We start from the raw sequence: 23589 nt of genomic DNA, 5'->3' as shown, positions 1-23589 counted from the left end.
AGTTAGTGCAGGAACCTTTAATAAACAAGGGCGCAGAAAAGCCGCCGGGGCACGGCGATTGCGGAGGACAGGGTGGGGACCACGCAGCTGGAAACGGTGCCGGAGCCGAAGTACTGGCACCTCAAGACCGTGCTGAGCGAGGCGCTCGACTCGGACTTCGCGGTGGGAGAGATCCTGCCCAACGAGCGTGAGCTGGCCGCCCGTTTCGGCGTCGCGCGCGCCACGCTCCGCCAGGCTCTGGAGCAGCTCGAACTCGAAGGCAGGCTGCAGCGCCGCCGCGGCGTCGGCACGACCGTCGCCCCGCCGCGCGTGGGCGTCTCCGTCGGCACCGAGCAGCACGACTGGCCCGGCACCGCCGGCGATGCCTGGCAGGCCGTCGACTGCGCCGTCGCCACCCCGCCGCTCGCGGCGGCCCGGCTCCTCGACGCCGAGCCCCTCGCGGAGGTGCACACCGTCCGCCGGATCCGCACCACGCACGGCCAGCCCGTCGCCGCCGAGCTCCTCTACGTACCGGCGTCCTCCGTGCCGGACCTCACCGCGATCGACGCGCCGTCCGGACCGGCCCGCGCGCGCAGCGTGCTGCGCGAGCTCCAGCGCCTCGACCTGGAGGGCCAGGACCGCGCGGTCGAGCTCGGCTCGGCCCGCGCCGACGACGCCAAGGAGCTCGACCGGCTGCCGGGCGCGCCCGTCCTGGTCGTGACCACGCGCTACTTCTCGCGCGGCCGGACCGTCGCCGTCTCGGTGGCGACCTACCGCGCCGACACCTGCCGCCTCACCTTCGGCGACTCGGGTGACGTGCAGATCAGCCACGACGGCCACCGCCAGGCCTCCTGACACCGCTCAGCGGCGAGCCGTCACCGTGCCCTCGACCGCGAACAACTGCTCTTCGACATGGTCGAGCGCGAGCCTCAGCGCACCGGTCGCCACCGCCGCTTCCCCGAGCAGGGACAGCGCCACACGCGGTGGCCGAAGGCAGTACCGAGCCAGCTCCTGCCGCAGCGGATCGAGTACTCCGTCGATCCCCGCCGCCCAGCCGCCGACGACCACCAGCTCCGGGTCGAGCGCGAGCACCAGGGCCGCCACATCGTGGACCAGCCGCTGGATGAACCGTTCGACCGCCTCCTGCGCGCCGCTGTCGCCCCGCTTGGCCAGCGCGAAGACATCCGCGACCGCCTGCTCGTCCAGCGGGTGCAGCGGCTCCCCGGTCGTCGACAGCAGCTTCTCCGGCGTCACATCGCGGCCCAGCAGATGCAGCGCGCCGATCTCGCCGGCCGCGCCGCCGAAGCCCCGGTGCAGCCGCCCGCCTATCAGCGACCCCGCGCCGGGACTCAGCCCGGCCATGACGAAGACGATGTCGTCGGAGTCCGTCGCCGCGCCCTTCCAGTGCTCGGCCACGGCCGCCGCGTTGGCGTCGTTCTCGACCAGCACCGGGCAGCGGAACGACCGCCGCAGCCGCTCGCCCAGGGGCAGCCCGGTCCACTCGGGCAGCGCCGTCCCCAGCCGAACGGTGCCGTCGGCCTCCACTATCCCGGGGCTGCCGACACCGACCGCGCGGAGTGAACTGCGCGCCACTCCGGCCCGCCGCAGCAGATCGGCCACCGTGGCTCGGACCCGCTCCAGACGCTCATCGGCGGAGGCCGTCTCGGACACCTCACGGGTCCCGGCGCCCACGATCCGCCCGTCGAGCCCGGACAGCAGCGCCGCCACCCGGTGCGGGCCGATCTCGATGCCCAGCAGATGGCCCGCCTCGGCCCGGAACCTGAACCGGCGTGCGGGGCGGCCCTGACGGCGCGCCTCGCCCTCCTCGGGAGCCGACTCGACGACGAGTCCGCCCTCCATGAGCCCCTCGACCACACCCTCGACCGTCGGCCTCGAGAGACCGGTGATCCGGGTCAGATCGGTCAGAGTGGGAGATTCCGCCCCACGCAGTGCATGGAGAACCACTGCGGAATTGATCCGCCGCAGCAGAGAGGGATCCCCGCCGGTCAGCCGCCCCAACGTGTGTCCTCCCAGCTCGTACGCGTGTCTGCCGGATCGTACTCGCTGGTCAGGTATACGGCGAGTGGCGGATGGTCACGGAGACGCATCAGCTCGGAGCCACGAATCCCGACTCGTACGCCGCGATGACCGCCTGGGTCCGGTCCCGGGCACCCAATTTGGCCAGCACGGCGCTGACATGGGTCTTCACCGTCTCGGTGCCGACGATCAGCCGGGCGGCGATCTCCGCGTTGTTGAGCCCGCGGGCCATCAGCCGCAGAACGGCCGCCTCACGCTCGGTGAGCGCCGCCTTGTCCAGCGCCACCCGGGCGTCCCGGTTGCCGTACTCGGCCGCGAGCGACCGGACCGCTGCCGGGAACAGCAGCGACTCGCCCTCCGCGACCAGCCGCACCGCGTGCACGATCTCGGCGGGCCGGGCCCGCTTCAGAAGGAACCCGTCGGCACCGGCCCGCAGAGCCTCGTACACGTACTCGTCGTTCTCGAACGTCGTGACCACCAGGATCTTCGGCGGATCCTGCACCGTGCGCAACACCGCCCTGGTGGCTTCTATCCCGTCGAGCAGCGGCATCCGCACATCCATCGCCACCACGTCGGGGCGCAGCCGGCGTACCAGCGGGATGACTGCGGCGCCATCGGCGGCCTCACCCACCACTTCGATGTCGGGCTGGGCCTCCAGAACGGCACGCAGACCCGCTCGGACCAGGGGTTCGTCGTCGACGAGAAGAACGGTAACCGGCATCCGGTCAGCGTAGGCCGTCCAGCGGCAGCCGGACGCGCACCCTCCATTCCCCCTCGTGCGGACCCGACCGGGCCTCGCCGCCCAGCAGTGCCGCCCGTTCACGTATGCCGCGCAGGCCGCTGCCGCCCTGCACCCTGGGCGTCGAACCCGGCAGTGGATTCGTCACATCGAGCTCCAATCGCTCTCCCAGCACAGCTATCCGCACCCTTACGGGCACCGGTCCTGAGTGCCGCAGCACATTGGTCAGCGCCTCCTGGAGGATCCGGTATCCCTCCCGGGAGACCGGGCCCGGCACCAGGGCCAGAGGGCCGCTCAACTCGGACTCCACCTTCGCCCCAGATGCCCGCGCCGATTCGAGCAGCCGGTCGGCCTCGTCGAGCGTCGGCCGCTGTCCCACCGGACCCCCGCTCTCGCGCAGCACCAGCAGAACGCGCTCCAGATCGTCCAGCGCCGCCCGGCCCGTCTCCTCGATCGCGGCCAGCGCCCGGGCCGTGAACGCCGGATCCCCCGCCGCCCGGGCGGCACCGGCCTGCACCACCGCGACGGTGAGCGCATGCCCGATCGAGTCATGGATCTCGCGCGCGATCCGATTACGTTCGAGCAGCCGCTCGGTCCGCTCCTCCAGCGCGGTCAGCCGCTCCTCCTTCGACGGGCCGAGCAGTCGCCGGGCGACAGCGGCATTGAGCTCTCCGAGGGCCGCGACACAGCCGAGCATGACGAGGAGGGGCAGCGGAGCCAGCGCCCACCACCACCAGTGGGGTGCCGCGTCGCGCAGGACGGGAATCCCCTGCGGGCCGCTGCCCGCGGGTGCGGTCAACAGCTCATAGGTGATCACGGGGAGCCACACCGATATGGCCATGGTCACCAGGGCGAGCGCCAGACGTATCTCCAGCCAGGCGACCGTCCGCCACCGCTCGGCCCAACTGGCCGACGACGCGGCGGAGACGGTTGCGTCATGCCGGCCCCGCTCCTTCGGCACGAGGAGCAACTGGGCCTGTATTCCCTCGGCCAGACGCGCGGCCGGTATCAGCCCTATCAACAGCAGAGCGAGAAACGGGACATAGGGCCTTTTCGTATCGATGAACAGCCAAATGCCGTACACCGTGGCGGGCATCGCGAGATGCAGCCATCGCGTGTACGTCACGGAGCGGCCCAGCGGGCGGAGAAAGCGGAACATGTCGCCATCGTGCCAGCGCCCGGATCGCCGCGGCTCCCCCGTGCGGGGGAGATGATCCCCTCGCACGGGGGAGGCCCTGGACCTGCCGGGACGGCGAATGTTGAGACATGACCAGCATCGACGTCCAGCAGCTCACCAAGGAGTACGGAACCACCCGCGCCGTGGACCGCCTGACATTCAGCGTGCGGCCCGGCCAGGTCACCGGCTTCCTCGGCCCCAACGGCGCCGGCAAGTCCACCACCATACGCCTCGTGCTCGGCCTGGATCGGCCGACCTCGGGTACCGCCACTCTCGGCGGCCGCGCGTACGCGGAGTACGAGGAGCCGCTGCGCCACGTCGGCGCGCTCCTCGACGCCCAGGCCGCGCACGGCTCGCGCACCGCACGGAACCATCTGCGGGCCCTCGCCGCCAGCAACCGAATACCGTCCCGACGTGTCGACGAGGTGCTGGAGGAGGCGGGCATCGCCCGTGTGGCGAGCCGACGCATCAAGACCTTCTCCCTTGGTATGCGCCAGCGGCTCGGGATCGCCGCGGCCCTGCTCGGCGACCCCTCGGTGCTGATCCTCGACGAGCCCTCCAACGGCCTCGACCCGGAAGGGATCATCTGGATAAGGGAGTTGATGCGCGATCTGGCACGGCAGGGTCGAGCCGTCCTGGTCTCCAGCCATCTGATGAACGAGACCGCCTCGTTCGCCGACCACCTGATCGTCCTCGGCCGGGGACGGCTGCTGGCGGACACGCCCATGCAGGACTTCATCGACTCCCGTATCCAACCGCGAGTGCGCCTGCGGACCACTGAAGACAGCCGCCTGCGCACTGTTCTGGCCTCGCGGGGCTTCGTACCCGTCCAGGGTGAGGACGGCCGCTGGATCGTCGAGGGCGCACGGGTCGAGGACGTGGGACCCCTCGCCGCGGCGGAGGGCATCCCGATCCTCGAACTGGCCACGGAGGAGGCAACGCTGGAGCAGGCCTATCTCGACCTGACGGCAGACGAGGCGGAGTTCGCATCCCTCTCGTCCGACAGCGCCGCCCGCGCCACTCGCCCCAACCCGTCCAACCGTTTCCCCCATGCAGCCAATTCAGCCGACTCGTCTCATTCAGTCGGTTCGCTTAAATCTGACCGTTCTGTCCGTCCGGCCGCCGACCAGGAGGTATGAGCCGTGTCGTTCCCCGCAGTTCTCCAGGCCGAGTGGATCAAGGTCCGCTCGCTGCGGTCCCTCGTCGGCTCGCTGATATCCGTGTTCCTGGCCACCGCCGGACTGACCGTCCTGGTCTGCGCCACGCTGGGACGCCCGGAGCCCGACAGCACCGACTTCGACCCCGTCCTGTTCTCGTACTACGGCCTCAACTTCGGGCAGATGGCGGCGCTCACTTTCGGGGCGACCGCGATGGCCGCGGAGTACAAGAACGGAGGGATACGCGTCTCGCTCGGCGCCGTGCCCAACCGGGGGCTGTTCTACGGGGCGAAGCTGGCCATGATCGGTGGTCTTGTCCTCGTCGTCGGCCTCGTCACCAGTCTGACCTCGTTCCTGTCCGGCCAAGCGCTCATGGACAAGGGGTTCGGCATAGGGATAGCCGATCCGGGGGCACTTCGCGCGGTGGTCGGCTGTGCCTGCTACCTCGCCCTGCTCAGCCTGCTGGCCGCAGGCCTCGCGGCCCTGCTGCGCAGTGTCACCGGAGCCATGAGCGTGCTGGTACCGCTGTTCCTGATCGTGCCCTTCGTCGTCGGGGACGTCTCGCAGGGCGGTGGCGCCGCGGACTTCCTGCCGGACCGGGCGGGTCAGCAGATCCTGCTGCTCCACCCGGACGGGCCGTTGGGGGCCTGGAGCGGTATGGCGGTGCTCGCCGCGTGGAGCGGGCTCGTCGTGGCGGCGGGCTGGTGGGCGCTGCGGCGGCGGGACGCCTGAGAGCCTGTCTTTGACCCCCGCCTGCGCACCGACCGCCGCTGCGCCCGCCCTCCGGGCGGACGACGGGGGTTCAAAGACAGGCTCTGAGAGACCAATTGTCAGTGGCGGCGGGTTTACTGACCGTATGACCACCGCACGGCATCTCGACGTCATCGACCTGCTGCGCGTCCGTGACTTCCCCGCGGAGCGCGGCAGGTCGGGGGCGATCACCAGCGGACCCGGCTACCACCTGGTGGAGCTCAGTACCAGCGAGGACTTCTGGGACGACGACGGCAGCAGACGCGTCGAAGTGCAGGAGCAGTACGAAGCGGAGTGCGAGGCCCTCGCCGCGCTGCTGAGCGCGCGATGGGGTGCCGCGCAGATGTTCAGCCTCTGGAGCGTGCTGACCCGGGGCATGGAAGGGGAGGAGATAGCCGAGCCGTGGGACGAGCTGAGCAACAGCGTTCCATACCTCCATCTCTGGCGGGCGGACGGCCGTTGGGTGGCCGTCGGGGTCTCGCAGTGGGACACGGAACTGGAGTTCCAGCTGATGGCAGTGGTGACGGAGGTCGACCCGCCGTGAGAGGCGAGGGCGGGGCGGGGGCTGCCGGGTGACGGGCCGGTGGGCCGAGGTGGCGTAACGTCCGTGTGCGTCGCCGTCTCCTGCCGGCGGGTGAGGAGATCGTGATGACGTACGCAGTGGCGGATCTGGGCGGCGGTACGACGGAGGTGTCCGTCGTGGCGGACGGCGTGGTGCAGATGACCGGCTACGCGGGCGGTGGTGAGGCTTCGGTGGGCGAGTTCACCCCCGCGCAGGCCCGGGAGCTGGCGACGGCGCTGGTGCGGGCGGCGGACGAGGCGGAGAACTTGGCGCCGAGCGAGCCCGTCTCGGTCAAGGCGCAGGACCTGCGGCGAGGCGATGTCAGGGACGGCGACCGGTCGATGACCGTGGACCGGGTCAAGGTGGACGAGGCCATCTCCACGGCGCATGTCACCTGGAAGTCGGACGCGGGCCGCACCTGGACGCAGAGCTATGCCATGGACACCGACATCCGTCTGCGAAGGCGGGGGCCGCAAGCAGCGGGGTGACGGAAGGAGGTTGGGCGCGGCGGTGGTCCGGAGAGCGACGGTGTCGGGCGCCGGCGCGGTGGTCGGGCCGGGTGAGTCCCGGGCGCGGCCCGATCGGGCGGGGCCGTCATCTCCCTGGATGAGAGGGTTTGCGACACATCGCCAACGGGTGCATGACACGCGGCCGTAGCCGAAGCCACCGCATTGTCAGATTGCCAGTGGAGCGCTCAGGCGTCCGCTGCCGCTCGGAGGCGGCCGTACTCTTCGGCCATCGTCTGGGCCGTCCAGTGGGCGTTGAGACCGCTGGGGTTGGGGAGGGCCCAGACGCGGGTCTCGCCGATCGTGCGGGTCTGGGGGCCTATCCGGGCCTTGCGGTCGTCGAAAGCGGTGCGATAGGCGGTGACGCCGACCACGGCGAGGTAGCGCGGGCGGAGTTGTTCGACCTTGGCGGTGAGGATGCGGCCGCCCTCGCGGAACTCCTCGGCGTTCAGCTCGTCGGCCCGGGCGGTGGCACGGGCGACGACGTTGGTGATGCCGAGGCCGTAGGTGAGCAACTCGTTCTGCTCCCAGGGCTTCAACTGGCGCGGGGTGAAGCCCGAGAGGTGCAGGACCGGCCAGAAGCGGTTGCCCGGGCGGGCGAAGTGGTGGCCGGTGGCGCCGGACATCAGGCTCGGGTTGATGCCGCAGAAGAGCACGGACAGACCGCCCGCGATCACGTCGGGGATGACGTTGTCGCGGGCGGCCTGGAGCTCCTCGGGAGTCATCGGGTGGTCCCGGCGGAACCGTGGATGGCCAGGGCCCGGATCAGAGGATCGAGCCGGGGGCGTACGCGGCGGCGGCCGGGTGCTGCTTGACGATCTCCTCGATACGGGAGACCAGAACGGCGACCTGGTCGCCCGCGGCGCCGGTGAAGGACAGCTTGTCGGCCATCAGGGTGTCGAGCTGGGCGCGGTCGAGCGGCATGCGGTCGTCGGCGGCCAGCTTGTCGAGGAGTTCGTTGCGCTCGGCACCCTGCTCGCGCATGGCCAGGGCGGAGGCGACGGCGTGCTCCTTGATGACCTCGTGCGCGGCCTCGCGGCCGACACCGGCGCGCACCGCCGCCATCAGCACCTTGGTGGTGGCCAGGAACGGAAGGTAGCGGTCCAGCTCGCGGGCCACGACGGCGGGGAAGGCGCCGAACTCGTCGAGCACGGTGAGGAAGGTCTCGAGCAGGCCGTCGAAGGCGAAGAACGCGTCGGGCAGCGCGACCCGGCGGACGACCGAGCAGGAGACGTCGCCCTCGTTCCACTGGTCGCCCGCGAGCTCGCCGGTCATCGAGGCGTAGCCGCGCAGGATGACCATGAGGCCGTTGACGCGCTCGCAGGAGCGGGTGTTCATCTTGTGCGGCATCGCGGACGAGCCGACCTGGCCGGGCTTGAAGCCCTCGGTGACCAGCTCGTGTCCGGCCATCAGACGGATCGTCTTGGCGACCGAGGAGGGCGCGGCGGCGAGCTGCACCAGGGCGGTGACGACGTCGTAGTCGAGCGAGCGGGGATAGACCTGACCGACGGAGGTGAAGGCGTGGGCGAAGCCGAGGTGCCCGGCGATGCGCTGTTCGAGCTCGGCGAGCTTCGAGGCGTCGCCGCCGAGCAGATCGAGCATGTCCTGGGCGGTGCCGACCGGGCCCTTGATGCCGCGCAGCGGGTAGCGGGCGAGCAGCTCCTCCAGACGGCCGTAGGCGACGAGCAGCTCGTCGGCGGCGGTGGCGAAGCGCTTGCCCAGGGTGGTGGCCTGCGCGGCGACGTTGTGCGAGCGGCCCGCCATGACCAGCTCGGCGTACTCGCCGGAGAGCTTGCCGAGCCGGGCGAGGACGGCCACCGTCCGGTCGCGCATCAGCTCCAGGGAGAGCCGGATCTGGAGCTGCTCGACGTTCTCGGTCAGGTCGCGGGAGGTCATGCCCTTGTGGACCTGCTCGTGGCCGGCGAGGGCGTTGAACTCCTCGATCCGCGCCTTCACATCGTGGCGGGTGACCTTCTCGCGCTCGGCGATCGACGCGAGGTCGACCTGGTCGAGTACGCGCTCGTAGTCGGCGAGGGCGGCGTCCGGCACCTCGATCCCGAGGTCCTTCTGCGCGCGCAGCACGGCGAGCCACAGCTGGCGCTCCAGCTTCACCTTCTGCTCGGGGGACCAGAGGACGGCCAGCTCCGTGGAGGCGTAGCGGCCGGCCAGGACATTGGGGATGCGAGGCTTCGCAGACACAGCAGTCACGTGTCCAGATTCTACTGGCGATTTCTGCAGGCCAGCGCCCCGGCCCGGTTTGTGGCTTGCTACGAGAGCCCGGTCACGTCGCCGGACGCCGTCCTCGGTCCTCCGGCGGCGGGCGGGGTCGTGTCGTACGGCAGGAGGTCGGGGCGCTTCGCCGGGCGGCCGTCGCCCGAGGACCGGCCGGTGAGCCGGCGGCCGATCCACGGGGCCAGATGCTGCCGGGCGAACCGGGCGTCGGCCACGCGGCGCGTCGCCCAGCGCGGCCGCGGTCCGTGCGGCAGCGGGGCGAGCCAGTCGTCCTCGGCCGGGAGGCCGAGCTTCTGCCAGACCGCCTCGGCGACCCGGCGGTGCCCCTCCCCGGTCAGATGGAGCCGGTCGACGTCCCACACCCGCGGATCGCCGAGGACGGCCGCGCCGTACAGGTCGACGACGAGGGCGTCGTGCTGGGCGGCGAGGTCCTCGACGTAGGAGAAGAGCTCTTCCATGCGGGGGCGGAAGCGTTCCATCACCGGGCCGTTGCGGCCGGGGCTGCGCATCAGGACGAGTTGGCCGCAGGAGGGCGCCAGCTTCTCGACGGCCTCGGTGAGCAGCCCGCGCACCCTGCCCATGTCGCACTTGGGGCGCAGGGCGTCGTTGAGGCCGCCCACCAGGGTCACCACGTCCGCCTTCATCGCGGCCGCGGGCTCGACCTGCTCCTCGACGATCTGGCCGATGAGCTTTCCGCGCACGGCGAGATTGGCGTAGCGGAAGCCGGGCGTCCGGGCGGCGAGCCGGGAAGCGAGCAGATCCGCCCAGCCGCGGTAGGAGCCGTCGGGCAGGAGGTCGGACATGCCCTCGGTAAAGGAATCACCGACTGCGACAAAGCTTGTGTAGCTGGCATTCATCTCCATGGCGGAGTGATCGTACCGCGCGGTAGTGTCACGCGGTCCGGGTGGAGACGGCAAGGGGGAAGCGGATGAGCGAGGCGCTGGAACACGCGCTGGCGGAGGCGCTGGCGGGGCTGGTCACCGCGGTGGACACCTGCGAGGACGACGTGCTCGACCCCGACACCGCCGTGAAGTGGCTGGAGGGCAGCGCGTACGTCCTGGACCGGCTGGCTCCGGGGGACCGGCGGCGGCTCGCCGGGCTGTTCCGGGCGGCCGCGCTGCGCGAACCTGCCGGTCCCTGGCGCGACGACCTCCTCAAGGTCGGGGACGGCTTCGGACTCGACGAGGACCAGCACGAGCGGTACTGCGACGCGGTCGAGGCGCATGTGCGGCGGTTCGTCGAGACCGTGCGGGGCGCCGACCCGGCGACCGAGGTCCCCACCTGCCCGGGCTGGACCCTCGCCGACCTCACCCGTCACCACGGCACCACCCACCGCTGGATCGCCCATCTCGTACGCCACCGGGTCACCGAGCGCGTCTGGTCGCGGGACGTGCCGCTGGAGCTGCCGGACGAGGAGGCGGACCGTCCGCACTGGCTGGCGGCCTCCGCCGAGGAGTCGCTCAGGGTGCTGCGCTCGGCCGACCCCGAGACCCCGATGTGGTCGCACGGCGCCGACCAGCACGTCCGGTTCTTCGCCCGGCGGCTGCTCTTCGAGGCCGTGGTGCACCTGGCGGACGCCGAGCTGGCGCTGGGGCGTACGCCGCACGTCGAGGCCTGTACGGCGGCCGACGGCATCGAGGAGTTCCTGGAGAACCTGCCGTTCCTCGGGCAGCGCGCACCCGTCGCCGCGCTGGGCCGCGACGGCGCGTCCCTGCGGCTGCGCGCCACCGACACGGGCGCCGCCTGGACGGTCGTCCTCGGCGGCGAGAGCGGCTTCCGCTGGGATAACGCCGCAGGCGGCGCGAGCGGTTCCGCGGGCCCCGGGGGCGACGCCACCGTGACCGTCGAGGGCGCGGCGGGTGAACTGCTGCTGCTCGTCCACGGGCGACGGGCGCCCGGTGCCGAGGAGCTGTTCACGGTGACGGGTGAGCGTGACGTGCTCGACGCGTGGCTGGCCGCGACGGCGGTCTGAACCGCTGTCCGTTCCCGCCGACGTCCTCCACCGAGGCGCCTCACCCATCCCCGGGGCGAACTCGGCCGATCTCCGGCGCACGGGCCCTGTCCGCGCGGGCCGTTACGCGGTATGCCGGGAACACTTCACCTGCCCGCGCCCCGACTGCCGTTGCACCAACTCCCCACATCTCCACGTCCCTTGTGGTCAGCGCGCCTGACCACGTACGAGAGAGCGAGCGTTCCATGTTCACCAAAGCCTTCTGGAAGGCGACCGCCGAGCGGGCCATTCGTACGTTCGCGCAGTCCCTCGCGGCGGTCCTGACGGCCGGGGCGACCAACCTGTTCGACGTGGACTGGAAGGCGGCGCTGGCCACCGCGGGTCTGGCGACGCTGGCGTCCGTGCTGATGGCCATCGGCTCGTCGGGCCTGGGGCGGCCGGGCCCGGGTCTCACCGAGACCACGGCGCCCGACGCCCCCGCCAAGCCGGCGGCGGCGACGGCGGCACCGGGAACCGAAGGCGCCGCCAAGCCCGCCGTATAGGCGGCGCCCCACCGTCCTACGCCGTGTCCGGTCTGCCGACCAGTTCGCGCAGGACGTCCTCCATCGTGACCAGGCCCGCCAGCCGTCCGTCCTCATCGAGCACCGCCGCGAGGTGCGTACGGCTGCGGCGCATGGCGGTCAGTACGTCGTCGAGCGGCGTCTCGGTCCGGACCCGGGCGATCGGCCACAGGGCCGTCACCGGGAACGGCACGTCACGCGGTGTCGCGTCGAGCGCGTCCTTGACGTGCAGATAGCCGAGGATGCGGTTGCCCGCGTCCACGACCGGGAAGCGCGAGAAGCCCGACAGGGCGGCGAGCCGCTCCAGCTCCTCCGGCGTCGTGCCGACCGGCGTGTGCACGACCTTCTCCAGCGGCACGACCACATCCCGGACCGGGCGTCGCCCCAGCTCCAGGGCGTCGTGCAGCCGCTCGGCGGCCCGGTCGTCGAGCAGTCCGGCGTCGCCCGCGTCCCGGACCATCCGGGCCAGCTCGTCGTCGGAGAACGTCGCCGCGACCTCGTCCTTGGTCTCCACCCGCAACAGCTTGAGCAGGGTGTTGGCGAAGGCGTTGATGGCGAAGATCACCGGGCGCAGCGCACGGGCGAGCGTCACCAGCGGCGGGCCGAGCAGCAGCGCGGTCCTGGCCGGCTCGGCCAGCGCGATGTTCTTCGGCACCATCTCGCCGAGCAGCATGTGGAGGTAGGTGGCGACCGCCAGCGCGATGAAGAAGGAGACCGGGCGCGCGGCGCCGTCGGGCACCCCGACCAGGTGGAACACCGGCTCCAGGAGATGCTCGATGGCGGGTTCGGCGACCACACCGAGCACCAGGGTGCACAGCGTGATGCCCAGCTGCGCCGCCGCCATCAGCGCGGAGACGTGCTCAAGACCCCAGATCACGCTGCGCGCACGGCGGTTGCCCTGCTCGGCGAGCGGTTCGACCTGGCTGCGGCGCACCGAGATCAGCGCGAACTCGGCGCCGACGAAGAAGGCGTTGACGACCAGCGTCGCCAGACCGATCAGCAACTGGATGACGGTCATCGGCCGGCCCCCTCGTCGTCGGAACCGCCCTGGAGACCGTCGCGGTCGACCGGGCCCTCGCGGCGTTCGCCGCGGCCGCGCCGGATACCGCCGTGCCCGCGGTGTCCGGCCCGGTGCTCCCTGCGGCGGCGGGAGCCGTCGTCGTCCGCGTCCTCGTCGCCGGGCAGCGGTGCGTGCAGCAGGACGCGCGCGGCGCGGCGGCCGGACGCGTCGACGACGTCGAGCCGCCAGCCCTCCAGCTCCACGCTGTCGCCGAGGGCCGGGATCCGGCCGAGCCCGGTGGCGATCAGGCCCGCCAGCGTCTCGTACGGGCCCTCCGGCACCCGCAGCCCGATGGCCTCCAGCTGGTCGGTGCGGGCGGCGCCGTCGGCCGAGTAGAGCGCGCGCCCGTCGGCGTCCTCGCCGGCCCGGGCCAGGTCGGAGGTCTCGTGCGGGTCGTGCTCGTCGCGCACCTCGCCGACGACCTCCTCGACGATGTCCTCCAGGGTGACCACCCCGGCCGTACCGCCGTACTCGTCGATGACCACGGCCATCGTCCGCCGGCCGTACAGCTGGTCGAGGAGCCGGTCCACGGTCAGCGTCTCCGGTACGAGCAGCGGCTCGCGCAGCAGCTCGGTGACCGGGTGGCGGGGCCGCCGCTCGGCGGGGATGGCGAGGACGTCCTTGATGTGGGCGATGCCGACGACGGTGTCGAGGCTGCCCCGGTAGACGGGGAAGCGGGACAGGCCGGTGGCGCGCGTGGCGTTGGCGACGTCCTCCGCGGTGGCGTGCACCTCAAGGGCGGTGACCTGCACACGGGGCGTCATCACGTTCTCGGCGTCGAGTTCCGCCAGGTTGAGCGTACGGACGAAGAGCTCGGCGGTGTCCGCTTCGAGGGCGCCCTCCTTGGCGGAGTGGCGGGCCAGCGCGACCAGCTCCTGCGGGCTGCGGGCGGAGGCGAGCTCCTCGGCGGGCTCCAGACCCAGTCGGCGCACCATGTGGTTGGCGGTGTTGTTGAGGTGGCTGATGAAGGGCCGGAAGGCGGCGCTGAAGGCGCGCTGCGGTGTGGCGACGACCTTCGCGACCGCCAGCGGTGAGGAGATGGCCCAGTTCTTGGGGACGAGCTCGCCGACGACCATCAGGAAGACGGTCGACAGGGCGGTGCCGAGGACCAGCGCGAAGGAGTGGGCCGTGGCGCCGGACAGGCCGAGGGAGCCGAGCGGACCGCTGATCAGCTTGGCGATGGACGGCTCGGCGAGCATGCCGATGACCAGGTTGGTGACGGTGATGCCGAGCTGGGCGCCGGAGAGCTGGAAGGTGAGGCTGCGGACGGCCTTGAGGGCGCTGCCCGCGCCGCGCTCGCCGCTCTCGACGGCCCGCTCCAGCTCGCCGCGCTCCACGGTGGTGAGGGAGAATTCGGCCGCCACGAAGGCCCCGCAGGCCAGCGACAGCAGCACGGCCACCACGAGCAGAAGCACTTCGGTCATCGGTTCACCTCCGTCCCATGATCGGGCAGGGTCAGGAGGATCGCGCGATGTCGCGTACCGGTACGGGGACGGGTACTGGGAGGCTCGCCCATGGGCGGACGCTCACACCTTTCAGTTGTGGGTAGATGCGCCCATGGTAAAGCATTGGCAAAGTAGTGGTCCGTGCGGGCTCCGGAACCTGGAGAACACCAGGTCAACGGGGTCCACCCCGCTGCGGGCCACTCGTTACTCGTGCGCGATCGCCGCCAGTACGTTCATCCGCGAGGCGCGCAGCGCCGGGAGCAGCGCCGCCACCAGGCCCACGGCCGCCGCGCCCACCGCGACCGCGATCACGGTCGACCAGGGCACGGCGAACGCCTTGAGGCCCTGGAGCGCGAGCACCTGCTGGATGCCCACGCCCCACACCATGCCGAGGACGAGCCCGAGGAGCGCCCCGAACACCGCGATCACCACCGACTCCAGCCGGATCATGCGCCGCAGCTGGACCCGGGAGAGCCCGATGGCGCGCAGCAGCCCGATCTCACGGGTGCGCTCCACCACCGACAGGGCCAGGGTGTTGACCACGCCGAGCACCGCGATGACGATCGCCAGGCCGAGCAGCGCGTACACCAGATAGAGCATCACCGCGATCTGGTCGCGGATCAGCTTCTTGTAGTCCGCCTGGTCCCTCACCTGCACCTGCGGATACGGCTCCAGGGTCTTCTCCAGCGCGGCCCGCAGGTCGTCCGCGCCGGTGCCGCCGCTCGCGTTGACGTACACCGCCGCGTCCTGGCCGCCCGGGAGATAGCGCTCCACGGTGGCCAGGCCCATGAAGATCCCGCCTTCCACACCGAAGCCGCCCGAGGTGTCCATGTCGGTCAGGGAGGCCACCCGCAGCCGCGCCCCGGCGCCGGTGGCGAAGGTGACGGGCAGGGTGTCGCCGAGGCGGACGCGGTGGTCGCGCGCGTAGGTGCGGTCCATCGCCAGGTTGCCGGGGGCGAGCGCCTCCGCCGAGCCGCCCGCCGAGTAGGTGAGATGGGCGACGTCGTCGAGCTGGGGGTCGTAGCCGGACGCGGTCGTCTCGGGGGTCTTCCCGTCGGGCAGGGTCAGCCGCAGCGGTGCGAAGCGCTGGCGTACGACGGTCTCCGTGCCCTTCACCGCGCGCACCTTGTCGGTGATCTCCTGCGGGAACGGCTGGAAAGTGCCGTTCTGTACGACGAAGTCGGCGCCCAGCGTCCTGTCGATCTGCTGGTCGAACGACTTGGTCATGGAGGCACTGGCCACCGAGAGCCCGGCGACCAGGGCGATGCCCACCATCAGGGCGGACGCGGTCGCGCCGGTGCGGCGCGGGTTGCGCAGCGCGTTGCGCTGGCTCATCCGGCCCACCAGGCCGTACAGCCGGGGGAAGGCGCCGCCGAGCACCCGGATCACCGGCCGCACCAGGAGTGGCCCGGCCACCACGGTCGCGATCAGCGTGAGCACCACGCCGAGCCCGAGCAGCGAGGAGGAGGCAGCGGTTTTCGTGGACGTGGCGCAGCCCGTGAGCGCCGCCGCCCCCGCGAGCGCGAGCACCGTGCCCGCCACCGCCCGTACCTTCAACGGCCGCCCCAGGCCCGAGACCTCGGCGTCCGCGAGCGCCGCCATCGGGGAGACCCGGGCGGCCCGGCGCGCGGGCAGATACGCGGCCACGAACGTCACACCGACGCCCACCGCGTACGCCGCCACCGGCGTCCCCCAGCCGATCACCATCTCGGCAGCGCTGAGCTTCATCCCGAACGCGCCCATCAGCGCCATCAGCCCGGCGGCGAGACCGATGCCCGCGCCGAGCCCGAGGGTGGAGCCGACCAGGCCGAGCAGCAGCGCTTCGAGCAGCACCGACCGGCGCACCTGCCGCCGGTCCGCGCCGAGCGCCCGCAACAGGCCGAGCTCCCGGGTGCGTTGGGCGATCAGCATCGAGAAGGTGTTGACGATCAGGAAGATGCCCACGAGCGTGGCGACCCCGGCGAAGCCGAGCATCACGTACTTGATGACGTCGAGGAACCCGCCCAGGTCGTCGGCGGCCGACTTGGCCTGCTGGGCGGCCGTCTTGATCTCGTACGAGCCGCCGACGGCCGCTGTGACGCGCTGTTTGAGCATCTCGTCCGACACCCCGGCGGCCGCGTCCACCGAGATGGCGGTGGCGGCGTCCGCCGTGCCCAGGAGCCGGGTCTGCGCGGTCGGGGTGTCCAGGAACACCAGCGCCGCACCGGGGTTGGTGGTGGTGAAGGTGGCGATGCCGACGACCTTGACCTTGAAGGAGCCGGGCTGGGCGAGGACGGTCAGCGGGTCGCCGATACGGACGTGCTTCTTGTCGGCGGTGTCCTTGTCGAGCAGCGCCTCGCCGGGGCCGTGCGGCTCGTGGCCCCTGGTCAGCTTCACCGGGCTGCGCTCGGTGACGTACCAGTTGGTGGCGATGGTCGGGGCGCCGCTGGTCGGCCCGACCGAGTCGTTGGCGCTGTCCACCACGGTGATGTTCTGGACGGCCGCGTCGACGTGCGTGGCGGCCACGCCGTCGACGCCCGCGATCCGCGCCGCCAGCGAGGCCGGAACCGTACGGGTCACCCCGGACGGCACGCGCTCGTCGAGCCCCTTGGGCGGTCCGACCGTCACATCCGCGGACGTCGAGGCGAAGAGGCGGTCGAAGGTACGGGCCACGGTGTCCGAGAAGATCAGCGAGCCGGCGACGAACGCCACCGAGAGGATCACCGCGAGCGCGGACAGCAGCAGCCGTCCCTTGTGGGCGAGGAAGCTGCGCAGGGTCGCCTTGAGCACGGCCGCTCAGCCCTTGCGCAGGGGGTCGAAGCCGGAGGTGCCGTCTTCGGCGCCGTCCGGGGGCGGGCTGCCGGGAGCGCGGCCGCCCGGCGAGCGGCCCTCGCGGGAGTGGTCACCCTGCGCCGTGGCCGCGTCCGTTCCGGCGCCGCCCGAGAAGAGCCGCAGCCGGTCGAGCACCGCCTCCGCCGTCGGCCGGGGCATCTCGTCGACGATCCGCCCGTCGGCCAGGAACAGCACCAGGTCGGCGCGGCCCGCCGCGACCGGGTCGTGGGTGACCATGACCACCGTCTGCCCCAGCCGGTCCACGGCCTCCCGCAGGAAGGTGAGCACCTCGGCCCCGGCCCGTGAGTCGAGGTTGCCGGTCGGCTCGTCCGCGAAGATCAGCTCCGGGCGGGAGGCCAGCGCCCGCGCGCACGCCACGCGCTGCTGCTGGCCGCCGGAGAGCTGGGCGGGCCGGTGCCGCAGCCGGTCGCGCAGCCCCAGCGTGTCGATGACCTGTTCCAGCCATTCCCGGTCGGGCTCGCGCCCGGCGATGTCCATCGGCAGCGTGATGTTCTCGGCGGCGGTGAGCGTCGGCAGCAGGTTGAACGACTGGAACATGAAGCCGATCCGGTCCCGCCGCAGCCGGGTCAGCTCGCGCTCCTTGAGCCCGGTGATCTCGGTGCCGCCGAGCCACACCTGCCCCGCCGAGGCCGAGTCGAGCCCGGCCAGGCAGTGCATCAGGGTGGACTTGCCCGAGCCCGAGGGGCCCATGACCGCGGTGAACCGGCCGCGCGCGATGTCCACGTCGACCGAGTCGAGCGCCAGGACCGCCGTCTCACCCGTGCCGTACGCCTTGGTCAGCGCCCGGGCCCGCGCGGCGACCCCTTCCGTTGCCGCTGCAGCTGTGGACAAGGCCGCCTCCCGGGTCGTTGCGTCATGCTGGACCGACTCCCGTACGGCATACGAGAGTAGAGGCGCGAACCGGCCCCGGGCCATCCGACGGAAGCAGGAGATCCGCCGGGGCGGGGTGCCGCCGGGCGGACGGGTCAGCCGAGATCCGGGCGCCGTGCGGTGCCCAGGACACAGGGGGAAGCCGGGTGACGCGGTCCGTTCTCGGGCAGCCGCAGCCGGCGGAACCCGACCAGGTCGAAGCCCGCCGCCTCGATCGCCGCCAGCGGATCGCGCGCGGTGTGGCAGCCGCCGAAGAGGACCGGCCACAGGGTGCGGTCCGCCGCCCGCTGGACGGTGGCGAGGAAGCGGCCCTCGGCGCGCCCGTGCTCGAAGAAGCGCAGCTCGCCGCCGGGGCGCAGGACCCGGCGGATCTCGGCCAGCGAGCGCGGCACATCGCGTACGGAACACAGGACCAGCGAGACCACGGCCGCGTCGAACGCCTCGCTCTTGACCGGCAGCGCCTCGGCCGCCCCCGGCACCACGTCGACCGGCACGTCCGCGCGCAGCGCCGCCCGGACGGCCAGCCTGCGCAGCCCGCGCTCGGGCTCGATGGCGACCACCTCGGAGACGGCGCCGGGATAGTGCGGGAAGTTGAGGCCGTTGCCCGCGCCGATCTCGATCACCCGGCCGGAGAGCCCGGCCAGCAGCTCGCGGCGGTGGGCGGCGATGCCCCCTCGGCGGTCGGCCACCTCGCTGAACCGGCCGTAGAAGCGGGCGAACAGGGGATGGTGCACGGCGTCCGGGGCGATCTTGGCACGCTGCTCCATGGGGGAACCCTCCAACCACAGGTGGAGAACGGCGGGGCGGACACCGGGATTGTCCCCGCCCTGCCGCCGTGTCACCCGTGCGCGGCCCAGGCGGCCGTCACCCCTTGGTGAAACGTCATCCGCTCCGTCATGACATCACCCGCTCACGAAGCAGAACTCGTTCCCCTCCGGGTCGCGCATCACCTGGAAGGAGCCCTGGGCGTCCGTCACGGGTGCACCCACCGACCGCGCGCCGAGGCGCACCGCGGCGGCCCGGGCCCGGGCGACGTCCTCCACCGCGAGGTCGAAGTGGAGCCGGTTCTTGCCCGCCTTCGCCTGAGGCACCCGCTGGAAGGCGAGCCGTGCCGTGCCCGGCGCGTCCAGATACGCCCAGCCCGCGTCGCGGATCACCGGCGTACCGCCGAGCAGCGCCGCCCAGAACCGCGCCAGGCGGTCCGGCGCGGCGCAGTCGACGACGATCTGCCGCAGTTGTGCCCGTAAGACCGCCATCACAGACTCCAGCCGCCGCCGAGCTCCGGACCGAGCCAGCTTGGCGCCGCCGCGCGGAAGTCGGCGCCCGAGAGCTGTCCGGCCCCCTGCGGCACCAGGCCCACCAGCGGTGAGCCCGAGGACTCCGGCAGGTCCGCCAGGTTGCAGCGGGACGCCAGATCGGGCTCGGCGGGCCAGCTGCCCACCACCACGCCCGCGCACGCGATGCCCCGGGCCCGCAGCGCCTCGCCGGTCAGCGCCGCCATGTTCAGCGTGCCGAGGCCGGCCGGGGTGACGACCAGGACCGGTGCGTCGAGGAGGCGGGCGACGTCCGCGAGCGTGCCGCCCTCGTCGTCGAGGCGGACCAGGAGCCCGCCCGCGCCCTCCACCAGGACCAGATCGTGCTCGGCGGCCAGCTTCCCGGCCGCCTCGGCGACCTCCTCCGGGCGCACGGCGCGCATCCCGGCCCGCCGGGCCGCCGTGTTGGGGGCCAGCGGCTCGGGGAAGCGGGCGAGTTCGGCGCCGGTGATCTCCTCACCCGCCAGCCGCCGCACCTCCGCCACGTCGCCGTGCTCGCCGGGGGCGACCCCGGTCTGGGCCGGCTTGAGGACGGCGACCGTACGTCCGGCGGCGCGCGCCACCGCGGCGACGGCCGCGGTGACGACCGTCTTGCCGATCTCGGTTCCCGTACCGCTCACTACCAGAACGGTCATCTCAGCCCTCCCGAGCCGCGGCGCCCACGGCACGGCAGATGCGCGCCAGGTCCTCGTCGTCGGTCACATAGGGCGGCATCGTGTAGACGAGGTCGCGGAACGGGCGCAGCCACACGCCCTCGCGGATCGCCGCCCGGGTCGCGGCCGCCATGTCCACCTCGTGGTCGAGCTGGACGACGCCGATGGCGCCGAGGACGCGGACGTCCTTGACCCCGGGCGCGTCGGCGAACTCGCCCAGACCGTCGCGCAGCCCCGTCTCCAGGCGCTTGATCTCGCCCTGCCAGTCCTGGGAGAGCAGCAGGTCGATCGAGGCGCAGGCGATGGACGCGGCCAGCGGGTTGCCCATGTAGGTGGGGCCGTGCGCCAGGACCGGGACCTCGCCCGAGGAGATGCCCTCGGCCACCCGGGTGGTGCACAGCGTCGCGGCCATCGACAGGTAGCCGCCGGTCATCGCCTTGCCCACGCACAGCACGTCGGGCGAGACGGCGGCGTGCTCGGAGGCGAAGAGCGTGCCGGTGCGGCCGAAGCCGGTGGCGATCTCGTCGAACACCAGCAGCACGTCGTGCTCGTCGCACAGCTCGCGCAGCACCCGCAGATAGGCGGGGGAGTGGAACCGCATCCCGCCCGCGTTCTGCACCACCGGCTCGACGATCACCGCCGCCACCTCGTCGGCGTGGCGCGCGACCGTCTCCCGCAGATGGCGTACGTACGCCTCGTCCGGCTCCGCGTCGTACCCGGTGGGGGGCGCGTCCGCGAAGGCCTGCTCCGGCAGCCGGCCGGACCACAGGGAGTGCATACCGCCGTCCGGGTCGCACACCGACATCGGCTGCCAGGTGTCGCCGTGGTAGCCGCCGCGCCAGGTCAGCAGCCGCTGCTTGCCCGGCCGCCCGACCGACTTCCAGTACTGCAGGCACATCTTGATGGCGACCTCGACCGACACCGAGCCGGAGTCGCTGAGGAAGACGTGCTGGAGCGGCTCGGGGGTGATCTCGACGAGCTTGACGCTGAGGCGCACGGCGGGCTCGTGGGTGAGCCCGCCGAACATCACATGGCTCATCCGGTCCAGCTGGCCGTGCGCGGCCGCGTTGAGGGCCGGGTGGTTGTAGCCGTGCAGCGCCGACCACCAGGAGGCCATGCCGTCGACCAGCTCGCGCTGCCCCTGTGTCTCCTCGGCCAGCCGCAGCCGGACCCCGGACGCGGACTCCACGACCAGCGGCTCCTGGCGGCCGGGCATGGGGCCGTAGGGGTGCCAGACGTGCTGCCGGTCCAGGGCCCGCAGCTCGGTGACGTCGTAAGCGCGATCAGGCATTGGGAGCGAGGTCCGTTCCCGCGCCCCGGCGGCGCACCGCCACCAGGTCCGTACGCGCCTCGTTGACCTCGGGGGCAGCCGGAGCGCTCTCGCCGCACGGGCCGCAGCCGCCGCCCTCGTGCGAGCCGCAGCCGCTCGCCGCGTGCGAGCCGCAGCCCGCGGCGGCCATCGCGTCGGCGCGGTGCTCGGGCAGCGTGGTGGTGCCCGTGCCCTCCACCTCGAAGCCGGCGTCCGCGATCATCTCCAGGTCGGCCCTGCCCTCCTGGCCCTCACTGGTGAGGTAGTCGCCGAGGAAGATCGAGTTGACCAGGTTGAGGGCGAGCGGCTGCATCGAGCGCAGATGCACCTCACGGCCGCCCGCGAGCCGCACCTCGACGTCCGGGCAGACGAACCGGACCATCGCGAGGATGCGCAGACAGCGCTGCGGGGTGAGGTTCCACTCCTTGGCGAGCGGGGTGCCCTCGAACGGGATGAGGAAGTTGACCGGCACCGAGTCCGGGTCGAGCTCGCGCAGCGCGAAGACGACGTCGACCAGGTCCTCGTCGCTCTCACCCATGCCCGCGATCAGACCGGAGCAGGCGGAGAGCCCGGCCCCGTGCGCCTTCTGCACCGTGTCGACGCGGTCGGCGTAGGTGTGGGTGGTCGTGATGTCCCCGTACGTCCCCTCGGACGTGTTGAGGTTGTGGTTGTACGCGTCGGCGCCCGCCGCGCGCAGCCGCTCGGCCTGGCCGTCCGAGAGCAGACCGAGGCAGGCGCACACCTCGACGCCCTCGTTCTGCTCCTTGATCGCCTCGATGGTCTGCGAGACGCGGTCCACGTCGCGGTCGGTCGGGCCGCGGCCGCTGGCCACCAGGCAGACGCGCTTGGCGCCGCCCGCGACACCCGCGGCGGCCGCCTTGGACGCCTCGTCCGGCTTCAGCCAGGTGTACTTGAGGATCTCGGCCTTCGAGCCCAGCCGCTGCGAGCAGTACGAGCAGTCCTCGGGGCACAGCCCGGACTTCAGGTTCACCAGGTAGTTCAGCTTCACCCGGCGCCCGAACCACTGGCGGCGCACCTTGCCGGCCGCGGCCACCACGTCGAGCAGTTCCTCGTCGGAGGTCGCCAGTACGGCGAGCGCCTCTTCACGGCTCGGCAGCTCGCGCCGCAGCCCCTTGTCCACCAGCGTGTTCAGCAGGTCCATGGCGCCGATCCTTGCCGAAGACCCCGCTTCCAGCCAAGGAGGGATCGTACAACTGCGCACCTTGAAGGTGTGTGTATTGCCACACCCTGACCTCGCCCGCGCCGGAATAGGGTCTGTGCGCTGCCTACAAAAGGGATCTCGACCATGCCCCGAGCGCCATTCGACTGGATCGACGGAGCGACCGAGCGGCGCGAGCGCGCCGGTCTCGTACGGGTGCTGCGGCCGCGCGCCGCCGACCAGGACCTCCTGGACCTGGCGAGCAACGACTACCTGGGGCTCACCCGGCACCCGGCCGTCACCCGGGGCGCCGCCGACGCGGCGCTGCGCTGGGGCGCCGGATCCACCGGGTCGCGCCTGGTCACCGGGACCACCGCGCTCCACACCGAGCTGGAGGACGCGCTCGCCCGGTTCTGCGGGTTCGAGGCGGCGCTCGTCTTCTCCTCCGGGTACGCGGCCAACCTCGCCGCGCTGACCGCGCTCGGCGAGCGGGACACGCTGATCGTCTCCGACGCGGGCAACCACGCCTCGATCGTCGACGGATGCCGGCTGGCGCGCGCGGAGACCGAGGTGGTCCCGCACGCCGACGCCGAGGCGGTGCGCAAGGCGCTGGACGCCCACGGCGGGCCCGCGCTCATGGTGAGCGACTCGGTCTTCTCGGTGGACGGCGACGCCGCCCCGCTGCCCGGACTCGCCGCCGTCTGCCGGGAGTTCGGGGCGGCGCTGGTGGTGGACGACGCCCACGGCCTGGGCGTGCTCGGCGAGGGCGGCCGGGGCGGGCTGCACGCGGCCGGGCTCGCGGGCGCGGACGACGTGGTGGCCACCCTCACCCTGTCGAAGTCGCTGGGCAGCCAGGGCGGCGCGGTCCTGGGCCCGGCCCGGGTCATCCAGCACCTGGTCAACGCCGCTCGTACGTTCATCTTCGACACCGGTCTCGCACCCGCGGCGGTGGGCGGCGCGCTGGCGGCGCTGCGGCTTCTGGAGGCCGAGCCGGAGCGGGCGGGCCGGGCCCGGGCCGTGGCGGCCGAACTCCACGAACGGCTGACGGCGGCGGGTCTTCAGGCGGCGCGGCCGGACGCGGCCGTGGTCTCGGTGCGGGCGCCGTCGGCGGAGCAGGCGGTGGCCTGGGCGGCCGACTGCCGGGGCGCGGGGCTCGCGGTGGGGTGCTTCCGGCCGCCGTCGGTGCCGGACGGCATCTCCCGGCTGCGGCTGACCGCCCGGGCCGATCTGACCCAGGAACAGATCCAGTGGGCGGTGGACACGATCCTGCGGACCGCGCCCACCGCCTAGTCCCCCGT

The 23589-nt window shown here is 72.4% G+C and carries 23 protein-coding genes; 8 read left to right on the top strand and 15 right to left on the bottom strand.

Annotated elements, in window-relative coordinates; all coding sequences use genetic code 11:
- The first annotated feature begins 72 nt into the window (after positions 1 to 72).
- Positions 73 to 834, top strand: a complete 762-nt coding sequence (locus A8W25_RS03035; protein WP_067155286.1) for a GntR family transcriptional regulator — start codon at positions 73 to 75, stop codon at positions 832 to 834.
- A gap of 6 nt (positions 835 to 840) precedes the next feature.
- Here the strand turns inward: A8W25_RS03035 and A8W25_RS03030 are convergent, their stop codons facing one another.
- From A8W25_RS03030 to A8W25_RS03020, 3 genes are all read right to left on the bottom strand, one after another.
- On the bottom strand, positions 841 to 1998 hold the full coding sequence (locus tag A8W25_RS03030) for an ROK family transcriptional regulator (RefSeq protein WP_067155283.1): 1158 nt from the start codon (positions 1996 to 1998) through the stop codon (positions 841 to 843).
- Between the two features lie 88 nt (positions 1999 to 2086).
- A complete protein-coding gene (locus A8W25_RS03025; RefSeq protein ID WP_067155279.1) occupies positions 2087 to 2737 on the bottom strand; it encodes a response regulator transcription factor in 651 nt (216 codons plus the stop codon).
- 4 nt (positions 2738 to 2741) lie between these two features.
- A complete protein-coding gene (locus tag A8W25_RS03020) occupies positions 2742 to 3914 on the bottom strand; it encodes a sensor histidine kinase (protein WP_067155276.1) in 1173 nt (390 codons plus the stop codon).
- Positions 3915 to 4021: 107 nt separating this feature from the next.
- Here A8W25_RS03020 and A8W25_RS03015 point away from each other — a divergent pair, with 107 nt between their 5' ends.
- The 4 genes from A8W25_RS03015 to A8W25_RS33790 all read left to right on the top strand — a co-directional run bounded on the left by A8W25_RS03015 (position 4022) and on the right by A8W25_RS33790 (position 6889).
- Positions 4022 to 5071: an ABC transporter ATP-binding protein gene (locus A8W25_RS03015; RefSeq protein WP_079125771.1), complete on the top strand. Its 1050-nt coding sequence runs from the start codon at positions 4022 to 4024 to the stop codon at positions 5069 to 5071.
- Positions 5072 to 5074: 3 nt separating this feature from the next.
- Positions 5075 to 5821, top strand: coding sequence for an ABC transporter permease (locus A8W25_RS03010; protein ID WP_067155273.1), 747 nt, complete (start codon positions 5075 to 5077; stop codon positions 5819 to 5821).
- A 124-nt stretch (positions 5822 to 5945) separates the two neighbouring features.
- Positions 5946 to 6383: a hypothetical protein gene (locus A8W25_RS03005; RefSeq protein ID WP_067155270.1), complete on the top strand. Its 438-nt coding sequence runs from the start codon at positions 5946 to 5948 to the stop codon at positions 6381 to 6383.
- A gap of 104 nt (positions 6384 to 6487) precedes the next feature.
- Complete coding sequence (locus tag A8W25_RS33790; RefSeq protein ID WP_067155267.1) at positions 6488 to 6889, top strand: hypothetical protein; 402 nt, start codon at positions 6488 to 6490, stop codon at positions 6887 to 6889.
- A gap of 206 nt (positions 6890 to 7095) precedes the next feature.
- On the opposite strand, the gene mug is transcribed toward A8W25_RS33790, so the two are convergent.
- The 3 genes from mug to A8W25_RS02985 are packed head-to-tail and all read right to left on the bottom strand — an operon-like array spanning position 7096 to position 10002.
- Positions 7096 to 7632, bottom strand: a complete 537-nt coding sequence (mug, locus tag A8W25_RS02995; protein ID WP_067155264.1) for a G/U mismatch-specific DNA glycosylase — start codon at positions 7630 to 7632, stop codon at positions 7096 to 7098.
- Positions 7633 to 7672: 40 nt separating this feature from the next.
- Positions 7673 to 9115, bottom strand: coding sequence for an adenylosuccinate lyase (gene purB, locus A8W25_RS02990; RefSeq protein WP_199831649.1), 1443 nt, complete (start codon positions 9113 to 9115; stop codon positions 7673 to 7675).
- Between the two features lie 59 nt (positions 9116 to 9174).
- On the bottom strand, positions 9175 to 10002 hold the full coding sequence (locus A8W25_RS02985; protein ID WP_067155259.1) for an SGNH/GDSL hydrolase family protein: 828 nt from the start codon (positions 10000 to 10002) through the stop codon (positions 9175 to 9177).
- Between the two features lie 65 nt (positions 10003 to 10067).
- On the opposite strand from A8W25_RS02985, the gene A8W25_RS02980 reads away from it, so the two are divergent.
- Positions 10068 to 11111: a maleylpyruvate isomerase family mycothiol-dependent enzyme gene (locus tag A8W25_RS02980; protein ID WP_067155256.1), complete on the top strand. Its 1044-nt coding sequence runs from the start codon at positions 10068 to 10070 to the stop codon at positions 11109 to 11111.
- 224 nt (positions 11112 to 11335) lie between these two features.
- On the top strand, positions 11336 to 11632 hold the full coding sequence (locus tag A8W25_RS02975; protein ID WP_079125770.1) for a holin: 297 nt from the start codon (positions 11336 to 11338) through the stop codon (positions 11630 to 11632).
- A 16-nt stretch (positions 11633 to 11648) separates the two neighbouring features.
- Here the strand turns inward: A8W25_RS02975 and A8W25_RS02970 are convergent, their stop codons facing one another.
- The 9 genes from A8W25_RS02970 to bioB all read right to left on the bottom strand — a co-directional run bounded on the left by A8W25_RS02970 (position 11649) and on the right by bioB (position 22294).
- Complete coding sequence (locus A8W25_RS02970) at positions 11649 to 12668, bottom strand: hemolysin family protein (protein ID WP_067155253.1); 1020 nt, start codon at positions 12666 to 12668, stop codon at positions 11649 to 11651.
- Positions 12665 to 14134 (bottom strand): hemolysin family protein, encoded by a 1470-nt coding sequence (locus A8W25_RS02965; protein WP_079125769.1) that lies wholly within the window; start codon positions 14132 to 14134, stop codon positions 12665 to 12667. The genes A8W25_RS02970 and A8W25_RS02965 overlap by 4 nt, the downstream gene beginning before the upstream one ends.
- A 225-nt stretch (positions 14135 to 14359) precedes the next feature.
- Positions 14360 to 16924, bottom strand: coding sequence for an ABC transporter permease (locus A8W25_RS02960; protein ID WP_067155250.1), 2565 nt, complete (start codon positions 16922 to 16924; stop codon positions 14360 to 14362).
- Between the two features lie 6 nt (positions 16925 to 16930).
- Positions 16931 to 17818, bottom strand: coding sequence for an ABC transporter ATP-binding protein (locus tag A8W25_RS02955; RefSeq protein WP_067155248.1), 888 nt, complete (start codon positions 17816 to 17818; stop codon positions 16931 to 16933).
- A 134-nt stretch (positions 17819 to 17952) separates the two neighbouring features.
- Complete coding sequence (locus A8W25_RS02950) at positions 17953 to 18624, bottom strand: class I SAM-dependent methyltransferase (protein WP_067155245.1); 672 nt, start codon at positions 18622 to 18624, stop codon at positions 17953 to 17955.
- A 135-nt stretch (positions 18625 to 18759) separates the two neighbouring features.
- Positions 18760 to 19113, bottom strand: a complete 354-nt coding sequence (locus tag A8W25_RS02945; RefSeq protein WP_067155242.1) for a VOC family protein — start codon at positions 19111 to 19113, stop codon at positions 18760 to 18762.
- Positions 19113 to 19805: a dethiobiotin synthase gene (gene bioD, locus A8W25_RS02940; protein WP_067155240.1), complete on the bottom strand. Its 693-nt coding sequence runs from the start codon at positions 19803 to 19805 to the stop codon at positions 19113 to 19115. The genes A8W25_RS02945 and bioD overlap by 1 nt, the downstream gene beginning before the upstream one ends.
- 1 nt (position 19806) lies before the next feature.
- Positions 19807 to 21114: an adenosylmethionine--8-amino-7-oxononanoate transaminase gene (locus tag A8W25_RS02935; RefSeq protein WP_067155237.1), complete on the bottom strand. Its 1308-nt coding sequence runs from the start codon at positions 21112 to 21114 to the stop codon at positions 19807 to 19809.
- Complete coding sequence (gene bioB / locus A8W25_RS02930; protein ID WP_067155234.1) at positions 21107 to 22294, bottom strand: biotin synthase BioB; 1188 nt, start codon at positions 22292 to 22294, stop codon at positions 21107 to 21109. Before bioB ends, A8W25_RS02935 begins: the two co-directional genes overlap by 8 nt.
- 144 nt (positions 22295 to 22438) lie before the next feature.
- On the opposite strand from bioB, the gene A8W25_RS02925 reads away from it, so the two are divergent.
- A complete protein-coding gene (locus A8W25_RS02925; RefSeq protein WP_067155231.1) occupies positions 22439 to 23581 on the top strand; it encodes an 8-amino-7-oxononanoate synthase in 1143 nt (380 codons plus the stop codon).
- Positions 23582 to 23589: the final 8 nt, after the last annotated feature.

Origin of the sequence: Streptomyces sp. ERV7, assembly GCF_001653515.1 — a bacterium.
In the GTDB taxonomy this organism is placed as follows: domain Bacteria; phylum Actinomycetota; class Actinomycetes; order Streptomycetales; family Streptomycetaceae; genus Streptomyces.
The sequence above is the reverse complement of the archived record's forward strand: the minus strand, read 5'-3'. Positions and strand labels throughout refer to the sequence as shown.